General features: G+C 72.2%; 14 protein-coding genes. 1 reads left to right on the top strand and 13 read right to left on the bottom strand.

The annotated features are described in order from the left end of the window. Nucleotides 1-12: 12 nt before the first annotated feature. The 13 genes from ABT034_RS06155 to ABT034_RS06095 all read right to left on the bottom strand — a co-directional run bounded on the left by ABT034_RS06155 (nt 13) and on the right by ABT034_RS06095 (nt 16,334). A complete protein-coding gene (locus ABT034_RS06155) occupies nt 13-3,678 on the bottom strand; it encodes a ThuA domain-containing protein (protein WP_351211754.1) in 3,666 nt (1,221 codons plus the stop codon). A gap of 204 nt (nt 3,679-3,882) precedes the next feature. Further along, nucleotides 3,883-4,887, bottom strand: coding sequence for a sugar phosphate isomerase/epimerase family protein (locus ABT034_RS06150; protein ID WP_351211752.1), 1,005 nt, complete (start codon nt 4,885-4,887; stop codon nt 3,883-3,885). 13 nt (nt 4,888-4,900) lie between these two features. After that, on the bottom strand, nt 4,901-6,115 hold the full coding sequence (locus ABT034_RS06145) for a Gfo/Idh/MocA family protein (RefSeq protein ID WP_351211750.1): 1,215 nt from the start codon (nt 6,113-6,115) through the stop codon (nt 4,901-4,903). 83 nt (nt 6,116-6,198) lie between these two features. Beyond that, nucleotides 6,199-7,245 (bottom strand): substrate-binding domain-containing protein, encoded by a 1,047-nt coding sequence (locus tag ABT034_RS06140; RefSeq protein WP_351211748.1) that lies wholly within the window; start codon nt 7,243-7,245, stop codon nt 6,199-6,201. Nucleotides 7,246-7,321: 76 nt separating this feature from the next. Further along, nucleotides 7,322-8,323: an ABC transporter permease gene (locus tag ABT034_RS06135; RefSeq protein WP_351211746.1), complete on the bottom strand. Its 1,002-nt coding sequence runs from the start codon at nt 8,321-8,323 to the stop codon at nt 7,322-7,324. Next, nucleotides 8,320-9,846 carry a sugar ABC transporter ATP-binding protein gene (locus tag ABT034_RS06130; RefSeq protein ID WP_351211744.1) on the bottom strand — a complete coding sequence of 509 codons (1,527 nt, stop codon included), beginning with the start codon at nt 9,844-9,846 and terminating at the stop codon, nt 8,320-8,322. The genes ABT034_RS06135 and ABT034_RS06130 overlap by 4 nt, the downstream gene beginning before the upstream one ends. 187 nt (nt 9,847-10,033) lie before the next feature. Next, a complete protein-coding gene (locus tag ABT034_RS06125) occupies nt 10,034-11,215 on the bottom strand; it encodes an ROK family transcriptional regulator (RefSeq protein WP_351211742.1) in 1,182 nt (393 codons plus the stop codon). Between the two features lie 168 nt (nt 11,216-11,383). Next, nucleotides 11,384-12,091: a class F sortase gene (locus tag ABT034_RS06120; RefSeq protein WP_502972816.1), complete on the bottom strand. Its 708-nt coding sequence runs from the start codon at nt 12,089-12,091 to the stop codon at nt 11,384-11,386. 172 nt (nt 12,092-12,263) lie between these two features. Beyond that, nucleotides 12,264-12,821 carry a hypothetical protein gene (locus ABT034_RS06115; RefSeq protein ID WP_351211738.1) on the bottom strand — a complete coding sequence of 186 codons (558 nt, stop codon included), beginning with the start codon at nt 12,819-12,821 and terminating at the stop codon, nt 12,264-12,266. Between the two features lie 213 nt (nt 12,822-13,034). Then, a complete protein-coding gene (locus tag ABT034_RS06110) occupies nt 13,035-13,979 on the bottom strand; it encodes a beta-ketoacyl-ACP synthase III (RefSeq protein WP_351211736.1) in 945 nt (314 codons plus the stop codon). Nucleotides 13,980-14,153: 174 nt separating this feature from the next. Beyond that, the gene (locus ABT034_RS06105; RefSeq protein ID WP_351211734.1) at nt 14,154-14,537 is read right to left on the bottom strand and encodes a (2Fe-2S) ferredoxin domain-containing protein; all 384 of its coding nucleotides are present in this window, start codon (nt 14,535-14,537) and stop codon (nt 14,154-14,156) included. Then, complete coding sequence (locus tag ABT034_RS06100) at nt 14,534-15,055, bottom strand: isochorismatase family protein (RefSeq protein ID WP_351211732.1); 522 nt, start codon at nt 15,053-15,055, stop codon at nt 14,534-14,536. The genes ABT034_RS06105 and ABT034_RS06100 overlap by 4 nt, the downstream gene beginning before the upstream one ends. Before the next feature lie 142 nt (nt 15,056-15,197). Then, entirely contained in the window at nt 15,198-16,334 is a 1,137-nt protein-coding gene (locus tag ABT034_RS06095; RefSeq protein WP_351211730.1) for a bile acid:sodium symporter family protein, read from the bottom strand. 168 nt (nt 16,335-16,502) lie between these two features. On the opposite strand from ABT034_RS06095, the gene ABT034_RS06090 reads away from it, so the two are divergent. Continuing rightward, a complete protein-coding gene (locus tag ABT034_RS06090) occupies nt 16,503-17,369 on the top strand; it encodes a LysR substrate-binding domain-containing protein (protein WP_351211728.1) in 867 nt (288 codons plus the stop codon). The last annotated feature ends 187 nt before the right edge of the window (nt 17,370-17,556 follow it).

Genomic DNA, 17,556 nt, shown 5'->3' with positions numbered 1-17,556 from the left:
GGTGGGCTCCCGTCAGGAGGGGAGTTCCTTGATCCGGATGTCGCGGAAGGCGGCCTGGTCGTCGGCTCCGTGGTTCTGGATGCCGATGTGGCCACTGGCGAGGCTGCGGGCCGGGTCGGTGTTCGTGAAGTCGTTGATCTTGATGCCGTTGAGGAAGACCTGGAGGCGTTCGCCCTGGACGCGGAGTTCGTACGTGTTCCATTGGCCGGGCGGTCGGAGTGCCTGGTCGCGGGCCTTGAGGTTGGCCGACTTGAAGCCGTACACGGCTCCGGTGGTGCGGTCGGGGGCGTCGATCTGGATCTCGTAACCGTTGTTCACGGCGGACCAGGGGTCGTCGGAGGCGGGGAAGCCGACGAAGATGCCGGAGTTGTCGTCGCCGGTGAGTTTCCAGTCGAGGGTGAGGGAGTAGGACCGGAATTCCTTGGCCTGGTACCAGAGCATGCCCATGCCGCCGGTGGAGCGGAGTTCGCCGTCGGTGATGTCGAAGGCGCCGGGTCCGGCCTGCCTCCAGCCTTCGCTGGTCTCGCCGTTGAAGAGGTCGCGGTAGCCGGTACGGGGCCGGCAGTCGGCCTTGACCTGCCCGGTGGCGTACTGGAGTCCGCCGAGGAGGTGCTGTCGGAAGGCGGGTTCGGCGTACGACTCCTTGGTGTGGCCGCCGCCGGTGTAGAAGGAGCGGCCGCCGCCGTAGGTCTGGCACCAGGCGATGGGGTGGTCGCCCTTCATGGTGCCGCCCTGGTAGGTGGTCTCGTCGAGGGTGGCGAGGACGCGGGCCTGGCCGCGGGGGTTGGTGCGGTAGTTGTACCACTCGTCGGTGCGCTGCCAGGGTCCGTCGAGGTGGGCGGTGGCGGGGTGGTCGTGGTCCTCGACGCGGACGGTGGCGGGCTGGATGTGGGGGTGGGAGTGGAAGTGGGCGCCGACGAGTCCGCCGTAGAAGCTCCAGTCGTACTCGGTGTCGGCGGCGGCGTGGACGCCCATGTAGCCGCCGCCGGTGGAGACGTAGTTCTCGAAGGCGGCCTGCTGAGTGGCGTCGAGGACGTCGCCGGTGGTGGAGAGGAAGACGACGGCGTCGTAGCGGGCGAGGTTGTTGGTGGTGAACTGGCGGGGTTCCTCGGTCGCGTCGACGGTGATGCCGTTCTGGGCGCCGAGTTCCTTCAGTGCCGTGATGCCGGTGCCGATCGAGTCGTGCCGGAAGCCCGCCGTACGGGAGAAGACGAGGACGCGTGGGGCGTTCCGGTCGACGGGGGCGCTGGAGAGGGTGAAGTCGTCGACGTCGTAGAGGGCGCCGGTTCCGCCCTTGAAGACGAGGAAGAGCTCGGTGGTCTTGCGGGGTAGGTTCCGCAGGGGTACGTCGATGTCCTGGAAGGTCTCCCAGCTTCCGGTGACGGGGACGGGTGCGGAGCCGTGCAGGGTGCCGGTGGGTGAGCCGGTGCGGACTTCGAGGAAGCCGCCGACGCCGCCGGAGGAGACGCGTGCGGTGAGCTTGGTGGCTCCGCTCAGGTGGTAGGGCTTGAGGGAGATCCAGTCGCCGTCGTGGATGTCGCCGACGGTCCGTCCGCCGTTCGCCTGGGTCTTGTCGAAGACGTTGACGCCGTGCTGGGCGTCGAAGTGTTCGGCCTGGCGGTGGCGGGGCTGGAGTTTGGCCTGGTCGTGGGTGGTGAGGGCGGCCTGTCCGCCGCCTCCGCCGTCGGTGTACTCGGCGTCGAAGACGGCGAAGATGTTGGCGTCGTCGTCGTGGCCGCCGTCGGAGGAGGTCTTGATGGTGCCGGTGCAGCCGTTGGCCGAGGTGACGGGGTGGCCGTGGCTGTCGTGGCCGAGGACGTAGGTGACCTTGACCTTGGCGCAGTCGATCGTGCCGTCCTCAGGGTCGGTGACCTTCACCCGGAAGGGGATCTCGTCGCCGAAGGCGAAGAGGGCTCCTTCGGCGGGGAGTTCGAGGGCGACCTTGGGTGCGGTGTTGCCGACGACGACGTGGACGGAGGCGGAGCCGGTGCGGCCGGTGGCGTCCTTCGCCGTCACGGTCGCGGTGTACGTGCCGTTCTTGCGGTATGTGTGTGTGGGGTGGGCGGCCGTGGACGTGCCTCCGTCGCCGAAGTCCCAGCTGTAGGTGAGGGTGTCGCCGTCGCCGTCGGTGGTGCCGGCCGAGGAGAAGGAGACCCTCAGGGGGGCCGTGCCGGAGGTCTTGTTCGCGCTCGCTTCGGCGACCGGGGAGCGGCCGCCGGTGGCGTTCTCGATGCGGTAGAGGCCGGAGTTGTGGTCGCCGCCGAACCAGGCGGTGCCGTAGTCGAGGACGTACAGCGCGCCGTCGGGTCCGAAGGCCATGTCCATCACCTGGGTGCCGGTCCAGGGCATGGCGTTGATGGAGGCGACGGTGCCGTTGTCGTCCTGGTCGACGCGCTTGATCCAGCGGCGGCCGAACTCGCCGGCGAAGAAGTCTCCGTCGTACGCCTCCGGGAACTTCACCGGGGAGGTGTTGGCGGGGTCGTGGCGGTAGACGGGTCCGCCCATGGGTGATTCGGAGCCGGTGCCGAATTCGGGTACGGAGCCGCCGTTGTAGGGGATCCAGGCGGGTTCGGCGGGCGGCAGGTCGACGAGGCCGGTGTTGTGCGGGGAGTCGTTCTTGAGGGCGCCGCAGTCGTAGGTGGCGCCGGAGGTCCTGGTGCCGAAGTCGTAGTCGACGTAGGGCTCGTTGTCGCCGGTGCAGAACGGCCAGCCGAAGTTGCCGGGCTTGGTGACGCGGGCGAACTCGACCTGTCCGGCGGGGCCTCGCTTGGGGTCGGCGGCGCCGGCGTCGGGGCCGTAGTCGCCGACGTAGAGGATGCCGGTGGGCTTGTCGACGCTGAAGCGGAAGGGGTTGCGGAAGCCCATGGCGTAGATCTCGGGCCGGGTCTTGGCGGTGCCGGGGGCGAAGAGGTTGCCATCGGGGACGGTGTAGGTGCCGTCGTCGGCGACCTTGATGCGGAGGATCTTGCCGCGGAGGTCGTTGGTGTTGCCTGAGGTGCGGCGGGCGTCGAAGGCGGGGTTGCGGCCGGGGCGTTCGTCGATGGGGGTGTAGCCGTCGGAGGCGAAGGGGTTGGAGTCGTCGCCGGTCGACAGGTAGAGGTTGCCCTGGGCGTCGAAGTCGATGTCGCCGCCGACGTGGCAGCAGATGCCCCGGGTGGCGGGGATGTCGATGACCTTCTTCTCGCTGGCGTTGTCGAGGGTGCCGTCGGCCTTCAGCGTGAAGCGGGAGAGGCGGTTGACGCCGTCGTACGGGGCGAAGTCGGCGGGGGTGCCGTTTTCGGGGGCGTCGCCGGCGGGGGTGTCGAGGGGTGGGGCGTAGTAGAGGTAGAGGGCCCTGTTGCGGGCGAAGTCGGGGTCGAGGCCGATGCCCTGGAGGCCTTCCTCGTCGTGGGAGTAGACGGGGACGGTGCCGATGACGGTGGTGTTGCCGGCGGCGTCGGTGCGGCGGAGTTCGCCGCCGCGGTCGGTGTGCAGGACGCTGCGGTCGGGGAGTACGGCGAGGGACATGGGTTCGCCGACTTCTTCGCCGCCTTTGGCGAGGGTGACCTGCTGGAACTGCTCGGCGGTGGGAGCGGCGGGGTCGGTTTCGGCCGCGAGGGCCTGGGGGGCGCCGAGGGCGAGCAGTCCGACGGTGAGGAGGGCGAGTGTCTTCCTGGCTCGGGGGCGTTTTCTCTGCACAGGTGTCCTCCGGAGTGGGGCCGTGGGTGCGGGGTGTCCGGGGACCGGCGTGCGCCGTCACGCTGGTCGCATCACAGTGTTACGTCATGTACACATCAGGGACCGTAGCGAGGTTCGTCCACGCCGTGAAGCCCTTGTGCACACTTCCGTCGAACTTTCCACCGCGAGAGGACAAAGCCCCGCGCGGTGGAAGCGGAGAGCTCGTCAGTCGCCGCCGCCGAAGGCCGCGTCGAAGGAGGCCGTCGGCGGGTCGAAGTCGTACCGCTTGAGGAACGACAGCGCCTCGGGCGCGCCGGTCAACCGGTCCATGCCGGCGTCCTCCCACTCCACCGAGACGGGCCCGGCGTACCCGATCGACCGCAGCATCCGGAAGACGTCCTCCCAGGGCACGTCCCCGTGACCGGCGGAGACGAAGTCCCAGCCGCGCCTCGGGTCGCCCCAGGGCAGATGGGAGCCGAGCCGCCCGTTGCGGCCGTCGAGCCGCTTGCGGGCCTCCTTGCAGTCCACGTGGTAGATCCGGTCGCGGAAGTCCCACAGGAAGCCGACCGGGTCGAGGTCCTGCCACACGAAGTGGCTGGGGTCGAAGTTGAGCCCGAACGCGGGGCGCCGGTCCACCGCGTCCAGGGCCCGCTGGGTGGTCCAGTAGTCGTACGCGATCTCGCTGGGGTGCACCTCGTGGGCGAAGCGCACGCCTTCGGCGTCGAAGACGTCGAGGATCGGGTTCCACCGCTCCGCGAAGTCCTCGAAGCCGCGCTCGACCATACGCTCGGGGACCGGCGGGAACATGGCGACCAGATGCCAGATCGACGAGCCGGTGAAGCCGACGACGGTGTCGACACCGAGCGCCGCCGCGGCCCGCGCGGTGTCCGCGAGCTCACGGGCGGCCCGCCGCCGTACGCCCTCGGCGTCGCCGTCGCCCCAGATGCGGGCGGGCACGATCGCCTGGTGGCGCTCGTCGATCGGATGGTCGCAGACGGCCTGCCCCACCAGGTGGTTGGAGATCGCCCAGCACTTCAGGCCGTACGCGTCGAGCAGTTCCCTCCTACCCTTGACGTACGCGGGGTCGGCGAGGGCCTTGTCCACCTCGAAGTGGTCGCCCCAGCAGGCGAGTTCGAGTCCGTCGTAGCCGAAGTCGCGGGCGAGCCGGCAGACCTCCTCCAGGGGCAGGTCGGCCCACTGGCCGGTGAAGAGCGTGAAGGGTCGGGGCACGGTCGGGCGCCTCCTAGCTCGGTACGGGGGTGGGGACGGCGGTGTACAGGGCGTCGTTCCTGGCGCTGTCCTCCACGGCCGCCAGGACCCGCTGGACCTGGAGGCCGTCGGCAAAGGAGGGCGCGGGGGCGGCGCCGGTCGCGACGGCGTGGACCAGGTCGCGGGCCTGGTGGACGAAGCTGTGCTCGTAGCCGAGTCCGTGGCCGGGCGGCCACCAGCCCTCCAGGTACGGGTGGTCGGGTTCGGTCACGAGGATGCGGCGGAAGCCCGCCGTCACGGCCGGTTCGGTGTGGTCGTGGAAGGACAGTTCGTTGAGCCGCTCCAGGTCGAAGGCGAGCGAGCCGTGTTCCCCGTTGAGCTCCAGGCGCAGCGCGTTCTTGCGCCCGGCGGCCATCCGGGTGGCCTCGAAGGAGGCGAGGGCGCCGGAGGCGAGCCGCCCGGTGAACAGGGCCGCGTCGTCGACCGTGACCTGCCCGTACGCCTCCGATCCCGCTCCCCCGCCGAGACCGCCCGCGCCGACGCCCGCGAGCCGCGGCCGCTTCCGTACGAAGGTCTCGGTGAGCGCCGACACGCCGACGAGGAGTTCCCCCGTCAGGTACTGGGCGAGGTCGACGGCGTGCGCCCCGAGGTCGCCCAGGGCTCCGGAGCCGGCGTGTTCGCGTTCCAGGCGCCAGGTCAACGGGAAGGCGGGGTCGACCAGCCAGTCCTGGAGGTAGGTGACCCGGACGTGCCGCAGGCTGCCGAGGCGTCCGTCCGCGACGAGCCGGCGGGCGTACGCGAGGGCGGGCATGCGGCGGTAGTTGAAGCCGACCATGGAGATCTGGCCCCGGGCCGCGGCCGCTTCGGCGGCCGCGGCCATCGTCTCGGCCTCGGCGACCGAGTTGGCGAGCGGCTTCTCGCACAGGACGTGCTTGCCGGCCTCCAGGGCGGCGACGGCGATCTCCGCATGGCTGTCGCCCGGGGTGCAGACGTCGACGAGCTGGACGTCGTCGCGGGCGATCAGGGCACGCCAGTCGGTCTCGGCGGCGGCCCAGCCGTGCCGACGGGCGGCGGCCCGGACGGCGGTGGCGTCACGGCCGGCGACGGCGGCGAGGACGGGTCGCAGCGGCAGGTCGAAGACATGGCCCGCGGTGCGCCAGCCCTGTGAGTGGGCGGCTCCCATGAACGCGTAGCCGACCATGCCGACGCCGAGCGTCGGCGGTGCGGCCCCGCTCTCCGTCTGTTCCATACGGTTCCTCCGTTTCGTGGTGCGGCGAGGTACTGCTCCCGGGGGGGCGGTCGGGCCGCCTGGGGCTGCCGGTCCGGGGTCGGTCAGTTGAAGCCGGTGGGCAGGTACTCGTCGACGTTCTCCTTGGTGACGACGGCCGAGTAGAGGGTGAGCGAGGCGGGGATCTCCAGTTCGGCCATGCCGCCGATCCCCTTCTTCTGGCCGAGGGCGCGGGCGAGGTCGATCGCGGAGGCGGCCATGGTCGGCGGGTAGAGGACGGTGGCCTTGAGGACGCTGCTGTCGGCCTTGATGGCGTCCATGGCGGACCTGGCGCCGGCGCCGCCGACCATGAGGAAGTCCTTGCGGCCGGCCTGGGCGATGGCCCGGAGCGCGCCGACGCCCTGGTCGTCGTCGTGGTTCCAGAGGGCGTCGAACTTCGGTTGCGCCTGGAGGAGTTGGGCCATTTTGGCCTGGCCGGACTCGACGGTGAAGTCGGCGGCCTGGCGGGCGACCTTGCGGATGTTGGGGTAGTTCTTGAGGGCGTCGTCGAAGCCCTGGGTGCGCTGCTTGGTGAGTTCCAGGCTGTCCATGCCAGCGAGTTCGATCACGGTGGCGTTCGGCTTGTCCTTGAGCTGTTCGCCGATGAAGTTGCCGGCGTTGAGACCCATGCCGTAGTTGTCGCCGCCGATCCAGCAGCGGTAGGCCTGCGGGGAGGCGAAGATCCGGTCGAGGTTGATGACGGGGATGCCGGCCTTCATGGCCTGGAGGCCGACCTGGGTGAGGGCCTTGCCGTCGGCGGGGAGGATGACGAGGACGTCGACCTTCTTGTTGATGAGGGTCTGGACCTGGCCGATCTGGATGGCGGTGTCGTTGGAGCCCTCGGTGATCTCCAGGGTGACCTCGGCGTACTTCTTCGCCCGGGCCTTGGCGTTCTGGTTGATGGCGTTGAGCCAGCCGTGGTCGGCCTGCGGGCCGGCGAAGCCGATGGTGACGGGGGTGCCGGGCTTGTCGTCGGCGGCGGGGGCGGCGCTCGCGGCGGGGGCGGTGTTCCCCGAGTTCTTCGGCTCGTTGCTGGTACAGGCGGTCAGCAGGGCGCCGGCGGAGACGGCCGCGCCGCCGAGGAGGAGGTGTCTGCGGCTGGTTTCGGGCATGGCGGTGGATCCCTTCCGAGGGGTGGTGGGGAAAGGGGGGCGGTTTTCGGGACAGGGGCGCCGTCGGGCGTCGCCGTCAGGTCGCGCCGTCGCGGGCCGTGCGGCGCTGGACCAGGACGGCGGCGACGATGATCGCGCCCTTGGCGATCTGCTGGACGTCGCTCTGCAGGTTGTTGAGGGCGAAGATGTTGGTGATGGTGGTGAAGACGAGCACCCCGAGGACGGAGCCGACGATGGTGCCGCGGCCGCCGCTGAGGAGGGTGCCGCCGATGATGGCGGCGGCGATGGCGTCGAGCTCGTACAGGTTGCCGTTGGTGTTCTGGCCCGAGCCGGAGAGCACGACGAGCAGGAAGGCGGCGATGCCGCAGCACAGTCCGGAGAGCAGGTAGAGGAAGAGCCGCTGGCGGCGTACGTCGATGCCGGCGAGGCGCGCGGCCTCCGGGTTGCCGCCGACGGCGATGGTACGGCGGCCGAAGGTGGTGCGGTTGAGCAGCAGCCATCCGGCGACGGTGACGGCGGCGAAGACGAGGACGAGCGGCGGGATGCCGAGGACGTAGGCGTCGGGGATGCCGAGGTCGAGGACGGACGGGACGGTGACGATCTGGGTCCTGCCGTCGGTGATCTGGAGGGCGAGGCCGCGGGCCGAGGCGAGCATGGCCAGGGTCGCGATGAAGGGGACCATGCCGCCGTACGCGACGAGGACGCCGTTCACGAGGCCGCAGCCGACTCCGACGGCGACCGCCGTGAAGAGGATGCCGGCGAAGCCGAACTCCTGGGTGGCGACGGTGGTGGCCCAGACGGAGGCGAGGGCGACGATCGCGCCGACGGAGAGGTCGATGCCGCCGCTGGTGATGACGAAGGTCATGCCGACGGTGACGACCCCGATCACGGAGGCCTGGGTCAGGACGAGTTGCAGGTTGGAGGTGGCGAGGAACTCGGCGGGCCGGGTGAGGCCTCCGACGGCGATCAGGGCGACGAGTACGCCGAGCAGGGACAGGTTGCGGATGTCGGCCCGGAGGCCGAGCGCGCTCCACCGTCCTTCAGTCGGCGGCGACTTGGCGGGGGTGGTGAGGGTCATGCGGCCGGGCTCCCTTCCATCACGAGGTCGAGTACGCGGTGTTCGTCGAGGTCACGGGCGGGCGCCTGGTGGACGACGCGGCCTTCGCGGAGCACCAGGACGCGGTCGGCGAGGCCGAGGACCTCGGGTACCTCGCTGGAGACGAGGAGGACGGCGAGGCCTTCGTCGGCGAGGCCCCGGATGACGGCGTACAGCTCGGCGCGGGCTCCGACGTCGACGCCTCGGGTGGGTTCGTCGAGGAGGAGGACGCGGCAGCCGCGGAGCAGCCAGCGGGCGAGGACGGCCTTCTGCTGGTTGCCGCCGGAGAGGGTGCGGACGGGGGCGTCGGGGAGGTCGGGGCGGAGCGAGAGGGTGCGGGTGGCGGTCCTCGCGGTCTCGCGTTCGGCGGCGCGGTCGATCCAGCCGGCCCGGGAGAAGCGGGCGAGGGAGGAGACGGAGACGTTGCGGGTGACGGATTCGAGGAGCAGCAGGCCCTGCGCCTTGCGTTCCTCGGGGGCGAGGCCGAGTCCGGCGGCCACGGCGGCGGGGACGCTGCCGGGGCGCAGGGGCCGTCCGTCGACGAGCACCCGGCCGGCGGTGGGTTTCCGTGCCCCGTAGACGGTCTCCAGGATCTCGGAGCGGCCGGAGCCGACGAGCCCGGCGAGGCCGACGATCTCGCCGGGGCGCAGTTCGAGGTCGAACGCCTCGAACTCGCCTTGCCTTGCGAGGCCTTGGACCTGGAGGACGGGTGCGGCGGCGGGTGGTCCGGCGGGGCGTTCGGGGAACACGTAGGGGACGTCCCGGCCGGTCATGAGGGCGACGACCTCGCGGGTCGGGGTGGTCGCGGCGGGCAGTCCGCGGGCGACGGCCCGACCGTCCTTGAGGACGGTGACGCGGTCGCCGATGCGGCGGATCTCCTCCAGGCGGTGGGAGATGTAGACGACGGCGACGCCGTCCGCGGTGAGGTCGGCGACGATCCGGAAGAGGTTGGCGACCTCGTCGGGGTCGAGGGCGGCGGAGGGTTCGTCCATGACGATCAGGCGTACGTCGTGGGAGAGGGCGCGGGCCATGGAGACGATCTGCTGCTGGGCGGCGGAGAGCGCGCCGACGCGCCGGTCCGGGTCGATCTCGGGGTGGCCGAGGCGTTTCAGGAGGGCTGTGGTGGTCGCCCGCGCGGCGCGGGTGCGGACGAATCCGGCGGTGGTGGGTTCGTGGCCGAGGTGGACGTTCTCGGCGACGGAGAGGCCTTCGACGAGGTCGAGTTCCTGGTAGATGGTGGCGATGCCGAGCCGGACGGCGGCGCTCGGGGAGCGGAGCCGTACGGGTTCGCCGTTCCAGGTGATGCGGCCGTCGTCGGGCTGGTGGGCGCCGGCGAGGACCTTGATGAGGGTGGACTTGCCGGCACCGTTCTGGCCGAGGAGGCAGTGGACCTCGCCGGGGGCGACTTCGAGGTCGACGCCGTCGAGGGCGCGGACGCCGGGGAAGGACTTGGTGATGCCGTGCATGGTGAGCAGGGGTGCTCGGGGCGGTTGTTCCTGAGGCATGGTGGAGGTCCCCTCGGCGGGTGCGGGTGGCGCCGGAGCGGGTGGACGGGGTGGGCCCGGCGGTGCGGGCCGGTGGACAAGGTGGGCCCGGCGGTGCGGGCCGGTGGGTGGTGTGTGCCCAGTCGTTCCGGCCTGCGGAACGACTGCCCACGCACCACGGGCGGGCCGGCGAGCTGCGTCGGCGGGGTTACGCCGGGGAGAAGAGGTGGTCGCTGATGAGGCGGGCCGCGCCGGTGACGCCGGCGGTCTGGCCCAGTTCTCCGAGGACGATGGGCAGGTTGCCGGTGGCCAGGGGCAGCGACTGCCGGTAGACCTGGGTGCGGATGCTGGCGAGGAGGTTGTGGCCGAGGCCGGTGACGCCGCCGCCGATCACCACCAGACCGGGGTTGAAGAAGCTGACGAGTCCGGCGATGACCTGCCCGACCCGGTTTCCGCCCGCTCGGATGAGGGCGAGTGAGGTGGCGTCGCCGGCGGCCGCAGCGGCGGCGACGTCGACGGCGGTGAGGTGCCCGGCCGCCGCGAGCCGGGCGGCGAGCTCCTCCGACGCGCCGCCGCGCGCCGCGTCCTCGGCGTCGCGGGCGAGGGCGGCACCGCTGAAGTGGGCTTCCAGGCAGCCGTTGTTGCCGCAGGCGCAGGGGCGCCCGTCGGGTTCGACCTGGATGTGCCCGATGTCGCCCGCGCTGCCCGTCGTACCGCGGTAGACCTCTCCGCCGACGACGATGCCGCAGCCGATGCCGGTGCCGATCTTGACGCAGAGGAAGTCGCCGACGGAGCGGGCGACACCCGCGTGCTGCTCCCCCATGGCCATGAGGTTCACGTCGTTGTCGACCATGACCGGGCAGCCGAGTTCCTGGCTGAGTGCCTCCCGTACGGGGAAGCCGTCCCAGCCGGGCATGATCGGCGGCGCGACGGGGACGCCCTCGGGGAAGCGGACGGGTCCGGGGACGCCGATGCCGGCGCCGTCGAATCCTTCCGCGAGTCCGGTGGAGCGGAGTTTCGCCGCCATCGACAGGGCCTGCTCGAAGACGGCGACGGGGCCCTCGCGGACGTCCATCGGGTGGTTGAGGTGCCCGAGCACCTCCAACTCGGCGTTGGTGACGGCGACGTCGATGGAGGTGGCGCCGATGTCGATGCCGAGGAAGCGGAGTTCGGGGGCGAGTCGGATGTTGTGGGAGCGACGGCCGCCCCGGGAGGCGGCGAGTCCGTCGGCGACCACGAGACCGGTCTCCAGGAGCCGGTCGACCTCGACGGCGAGCTTGGAGCGGGAGAGATCGATCTGATCTCCCAGCTGGGCGCGGGAGTTGGGTCCTCCGTCGCGCAACAGCCTGAGGAGCCGCGCCTGATGCCGGTTGGCAGGTCGTGCCGTCATGCGTCTCACGCGCCCCTCCCTCTCGCACACGCTCGTCTGCGGGCTTTCGAGGGGAACGTAGCAGCGGCGTACCGGAGTGGGAAGAAGTTGCGCAGGAATCGACGCTGACTTCTTCCCGAGTGGGGACAAAGTCAGGGGTACGTCGTGGTGTCGGGTGTCGGGTGTCGCTCAGCGGATCTCGACCAGGCGGGCCGAGACCACCACGTTGCCGGCGTAGCCGTTCTTCTCGGTGAAGGTGCCGCCGCAGGTGATCAGGCGGAGTTCGGGGACGCCGGCGTCGGCGTAGACCCGCTGGGCGGGGAAGCCGTCCTTGGGGACGACCTCGACCCCGTACACGGCGAAGACGGCGGTCCGTCCGTCGCGGCGCGCGATCTCCACGCGGTGTCCTTTGGCGAGAGCGCCGAGGTCGTAGAAGACGGCTCGTCCGCCCGGGGTGTCGACGTGTCCGACGACGACGGCGGTGCCGCGCTCGCCGGGGGTGACGGCACCGGTGAACCAGCCCGCGAGCCGGTCGTCCTCGGGGGGCGGGGCCTCGATCCAGCCGTCCGCGTCGAGCCCGACCCTCGTGACGGGGGCGTCGATCCGGACGGCCGGCACGCGGACCCGGAGCGGCGTGGACGGGGGCAGCGGACGGGGTACGGCCACGGGGGCGAGTACGGCCGTCGCCCGGGTGCCGTCGGGCGCGGCGGCGGAGAGGGGCTGCGGCGGACCGGCGGCTTCGAGCTCTGCCGCACCGCCGCGCACGAGGTGTACGCCGATGAGGAGGACGACGGCGATGACGCCCCAGGCGCCGTGCCGGCCCGTCGGGTCCGTCCTGCTCGTGGCGTCCGACCGGCCCGTCGGGTCCGGCCTGCCCGTGGCGTCCGACCTGCCCAGGCCCGCCGATGGTCCGGTGCCCGGCGTCCGCCCCGCGTTCTCCGACCGTCCCACGTCCGCCCTCTCCTCGCGCCCCCACCCCGTGGATCCCCGCGGGTCATGGCGCCCCTCCGTCCCGGACCTCGTCACACCGGGACGGAGGGGCCGTTTCAGGCCCCCCGGTTCCCTGCCGTCAGGCGCGGCCGCCGGCGCCGCGGCGGCGGGTCAGGACGACGGCGGCGCCGAGCGCCCCCGCGATGAGGAGGACGCCGGTGACCACCTCGGTGACGCCGAGCCCCTCGGACTCCGTGCCGGAGGCGGCGGCGGTTCCGTAGCCGGCCTTGACGCCCTTGTGCGCTCCTGGCTGCATGCCGTTGTCGTGGCCGGTCGTCTTCCCGCCGGTGCCGCCCTGGGCGATGGTGAGGGTGGTGGTGCCGCGCTCGCCCTTGCAGTCGAAGGTGATCTCGTACTGGGCGCCGGCCTTGGCGTCGAGGTCGACGGTCGCCCGGCCCGGACGGCCCTCTTCGAGGGTGACCGTGTCGAAGACGCCGGAGGTGACGGTCACCGACGGCACCTCGCAGCCGTCGGAGGTGAGGGCGACAGTGCCGCCGGGGGCCACCTTCTCGGGGGTGACGGAGAAACCGAACGACGTGATGTCGGGGTCTTCCTCCCCCGCCAGGGCCGTCGGCGCGATCACGGCCACGGCGGCGGCGCTCAGCAGGGCGGCGGAAGCGGCACGTATCGCGCGCATGGCGGTGTCCTCCGTATCACGCGAGGGCCCGGCCGCGGAGCGTTTCCGTGCCGGAAGGCGACGACCCTCACCGCGATCGAAGCTAGGTCCGCCCCCGGGGCGCCGCCACCGGGCTCCGCCGAACGGGTCATGACCGCGCGTGACGGCCCGTGCCGGGTCACGCGCGCGCGTGGCGGCCGGGCGGCCGCTTCGGGGACGTGCGCGGGGTCGCCGTCAGGGAATCCGGACGACCTGGCCCGCGTACGAGAGGTTGCCGCCGAAGCCGAACAGCAGGACGGGGGCGCCGGAGGGCAGTTCGCCGCGTTCGACCAGCTTGGCGAGGGCGAGCGGGATCGAGGCGGCCGAGGTGTTGCCGGAGTCGACGACATCGCGGGCGACGATCGCGTTGACGGCGCCGATCTTCGCGGCGAGGGGTTCGATGATCCGCAGGTTGGCCTGGTGCAGGACCACACCGGCGAGATCCTCGGGAGCGATGCCGGACCGCTCGCACGCCTGCCGGGCGAGGGCGGGCAGCTGCTGCGTGGCCCAGCGGTAGACGCTCTGGCCCTCCTGCGCGAAGCGGGGCGGGGTGCCCTCGATCCGGACGGCGTGGCCCATCCCCGGGACGGAGCCCCACAGGACCGGCCCGATGGCACCGGTGTCCGACTCCGTGGCCTCGACGATCGCGGCGCCCGCGCCGTCGCCGACGAGGACGCAGGTGGTGCGGTCCGTCCAGTCGACCACCTCGGTCATCTTGTCGGCGCCGATCACCAGGACGCGGCGCGCACCGCCGGCCCGTACGGCGTGGTCGGCGGTGGCCAGGGCGTGCGTGAACCCGGCGCACACCACGTTGAGGTCCATGGTCGCGGGCGAGGTCATGCCGAGGCGGGCGGCGACGCGGGCGGCCATGTTGGGCGAGCGGTCGATGGCCGTGGAGGTGGCGACGAGGACGAGGTCGATGTCGTCGGGGTCGAGCCCGGCCGCGGCCAGGGCCTTGCCCGCCGCGTGCGCGGCGAGCTCGTCGACGGGCTCGTCGGGACCGGCGACGTGCCGGGTGCGGATGCCGACCCGGCTGGTGATCCACGCGTCGTCGGTGTCGACCAGTTCCGCGAGGTCGTGGTTGGTGAGCACCTTGGCGGGCTGGTAGTGCCCGAGCGCGGCAATGCGAGTGCCCGTCATCCAGGACCCCTTCGGTGGTTCGATCGTCGGCAGGAGCTACCCAGTCTTGCCAGCGACTGATGGGTAACCGGTGACGTAAACCACCAAGATTCACCCGTACCCCTTGGCCGACCATGACAAGGCCCCGGGCGCGGCACGGCTTCCGCGGCGTCGGGCGGGTGCCGCCTGCCGGAATCAGTTCTTCGGCGGGTCGATCATCTGGAGGGCGAGCGTGGCCGGGGGCGGGGCGATGCCGGGGCCGCCGGCCGCCGTCCAGGCGAGGATGTCGTCGAGGGAGTCCTCGTCCAGCGTGAACGCGACCCAGGCGGCCCGTCCGCCGCGCCTGCGGCCTTCGGTGGAGGGCTGGACGACGACGATGTTGGCCTGGGCGCAGGGCCCGAGGCAGTCGCTGGTACGGACGGCGAGCCGACCGCCGGAGGCCGCGGCGGCGGCCCGGAGGCGGGCGAGCTGGCCGGTGTGGTCGGTGCCGGGGTTCTTGCGGGCGTCGCCGCAGCAGCAGCCGCGGCAGACGACGAGTGAGCAGGGGCGGGCCCCGTACCGTATCGGCACCGGTGTCATGCGGGGCCGTCCAGGGTGATCGCGGAGACGGGGGCGACCGTGCCGAGGCGGGGGAAGTCGAGGGCGACGGACGCGTGGTGCTCGTCGGCGGTGAGCGCGCTCATGGCGTCCTCGGCGAAGACGAGCTCGTAGCCGTGGTCGGAGGCGGCGCGGGCGGTGGACTCGACGCCGAGGTTGGTGGCGATGCCGCCGAGGACGAGGGTGGTGGCGCCGAGTGTGCTGAGCAGCTCGTGGAGTCCGGTGTCCTGGAAGCCGCCGATGGTGCGCTTGACGACGACGGGGTCGCCGTCCTCGACGAGGTCGGGGACGAGGTCGCTGCCGGGCGGCTGGCGGTCGACGTTCGGCCGCTCGACCCGGATGTGGACGACGGGGGCGCCGGCGGCCCGGAAGGTGTCGGCGAGCCGGGCGGCCGCGGCGAGGACGTCGGTGCCGGGCCTGGGAGCGAGGGGCAGCGCGACGATGCGTTCCATGAGGTCGACGAGGACGAGCGCGGTGCGGCCGGGATCGAGTGCGGGCATGGGAGCACCGTAGCGGCCCGGATGATCATCGCGGGCCGGGCGGGGGTGTGATCCGGCCGACGGAGGGGGCGTACGGGGGCACGAGCGGGGCGGTTCAGGCGCGGGTCGCTCGTGCGCGGGGCGGGTTCATGCGCGGGGCGGTTCAGGCGCGGGGCGTTCCGGCGCGGGTTTCCGGGGTGGGACCGAGCTGCTTCGGTGCGGCGGCCCCGGGATCGGGTTCCGGTGACCGCACGGCCTCCGGGTCGTGGGAGCGGCGTTTCGCGATGACCGCGCAGACCATGAGCTGCATCTGGTGGAAGAGCATCAGCGGGAGTACGGCGAGCGCGGCCTGGGCGCCGAAGAGGACGCTGGCCATCGGCAGTCCGGCCGCCAGGCTCTTCTTCGAGCCGGCGAACTGGATCGCGATCCGGTCGGCCCGGTCGAAGCCGAGGCGACGGGCCCCGTACCAGGTCAGGGCGAGCATCACGGCGAGGAGGACCGCCTCGGCGGCGAGCAGCAGACCGAGCCGGGCCGGGGTCACCAGCTGCCAGATCCCGGCGACCATGCCCTGGCTGAAAGCGGTGTAGACGACGAGGAGGATCGAGCCCCTGTCGACGTACCCGAGGACCTTCTTGTTCCGGGCCAGGAAACCGCCGACCCAGCGGCGCAGGAGCTGCCCGGCCAGGAACGGCACGAGGAGTTGCAGCACGATCTTCAGGAGCGCGTCGGCGGAGAGGCCGCCGGCGCTTTCGGCGAGGAGCAGCGCCGCGAGGAGCGGGGTCAGGACGATGCCGGCGAGCGAGGAGAAGGATCCGGCGCAGATCGCGGCGGGGACGTTGCCGCGGGCGATCGAGGTGAAGGCGATGGAGGACTGGATGGTGGACGGCACCAGGCAGAGGAAGAGGAAGCCGCTGTAGAGCTGAGGGGTGAGCACGGTGGGCACGAGGCCGCGTGCGGCGAGTCCGAGGAGGGGGAAGAGGAGGAAGGTGCTGCCGAGGACGGTGAGGTGGAGCCGCCAGTGCGTGAGGCCGTCGAGCGCCTCACGGGTGGAGAGTCTGGCGCCGTAGAGGAAGAAGAGGAGGGCCACCGCCCCCGTCGACGCGCCTCCCGCGACGTCGGCGGCGGCTCCGGACGCGGGGAGCAGCGCGGCGAGGGCGACCGTGCCGAGCAGGGCGAGGACGTATCCGTCGACGGGCAGCCAGGACGGCGGGCGGAGAGTGCGGAGTCGGGAGTGGACGCGGGTGCGGACACGGGTGCGGCGGGGGGCGTGGGGGGTGTGGCCGGGTGTCGGGGCGGTCATGGCTCCACTGCTCTGGGCACGAGGACTGTCGGGGCGCTGGGAACGGGGGGACGGGATGCGGAGTAGCGCGTTCCTATCCTGCTCCACGGGCCGGTGATCGGGAATCCCGTACAGCCCTCTGACTGTCATCATGAAGTGTGATGAACGCGTTGAGCGTACGGTCGTCCCGTGTACGAGCCCACGCACCTGCGTACCTTCCTCGCCGTGGCCCAGACGCTGAGCTTCACCCGGGCCGCCGACCGCCTCGGCCTGCGTCAGTCGACCGTCAGCCAGCACGTACGGCGCCTTGAGGAGGCGACCGGCCGGCCGCTGTTCACCCGGGACACGCACCGGGTGGCGTTGACGGAGGACGGGGAGGCGATGCTCGGTTTCGCGCGCACGATCCTTCAGGCGCACGAGCGGGCGGCGGCGTTCTTCGGCGGGACCCGGCTGCGGGGGCGGCTGCGGTTCGGCGCGTCGGAGGACTTCGTGGCGACCCGGCTGCCGGAGATCCTGGAGTCGTTCCGGCGTGAGCACCCGGAGGTCGACCTGGAGCTGACGGTCGAGCTGTCGGGCACGCTCCAGGCCCGGCTGTCGGCCGGCCGGCTCGATCTGATCCTGGCGAAACGGCGTGGCGCGGAGAGCGAGGGCCGGCTCGTGTGGGAGGACACGCTGATCTGGATCGGGGCGCCCGGGCTGCGGCTCGATCCGGAGCGGCCGGTGCCGCTCATCGTGTACCCGCCGCCGGGGATCACGCGGGCGCGTGCTCTGGAGGCGTTGGAGGCGCAGGGCCGGGCGTGGCGGATCGCGTGTACGAGTTCCAGCCTGAGCGCGAACGTGGCGGCGGCCCGCGCGGGGCTCGGGGTGATGGCGCACACGAGGGGCCTGGTGCCGCCGGGCCTCGTACCGGTGCCGGCCCGCGCGGGGCTTCCGGAGTTGGGTGAGGTCGGTTTCGTGCTGCGCGGGGGCCGTCGGGGCGGGGCGGTGCAGGAGGCGGCGGACGCGCTGGCGGAGGCGATCCTGGCGGGCGGCGACCGGCTGCACCGGCCGGGGTGACGAGGCCGTGGTGGCTCCGCTCCGACCATGAGCGACCCGCCGCACCGGCCCGGGTGGACAGGCGCGGCACGGCCTCCGAGCAGCGCTGCGGTGAGCGGTCGGTACAGATTCCGTGGAGATTCCCGCCCGGGGGACGTACCGAGTGGTCGGTAACGGCCCGGGGGTGCACGTGACTTGGCTCCTCCAC

This window comes from Streptomyces sp. NPDC002773, assembly GCF_040295605.1.
Lineage (GTDB): Bacteria > Actinomycetota > Actinomycetes > Streptomycetales > Streptomycetaceae > Streptomyces.
This window is presented reverse-complemented; position numbering and strand designations above follow the sequence as displayed.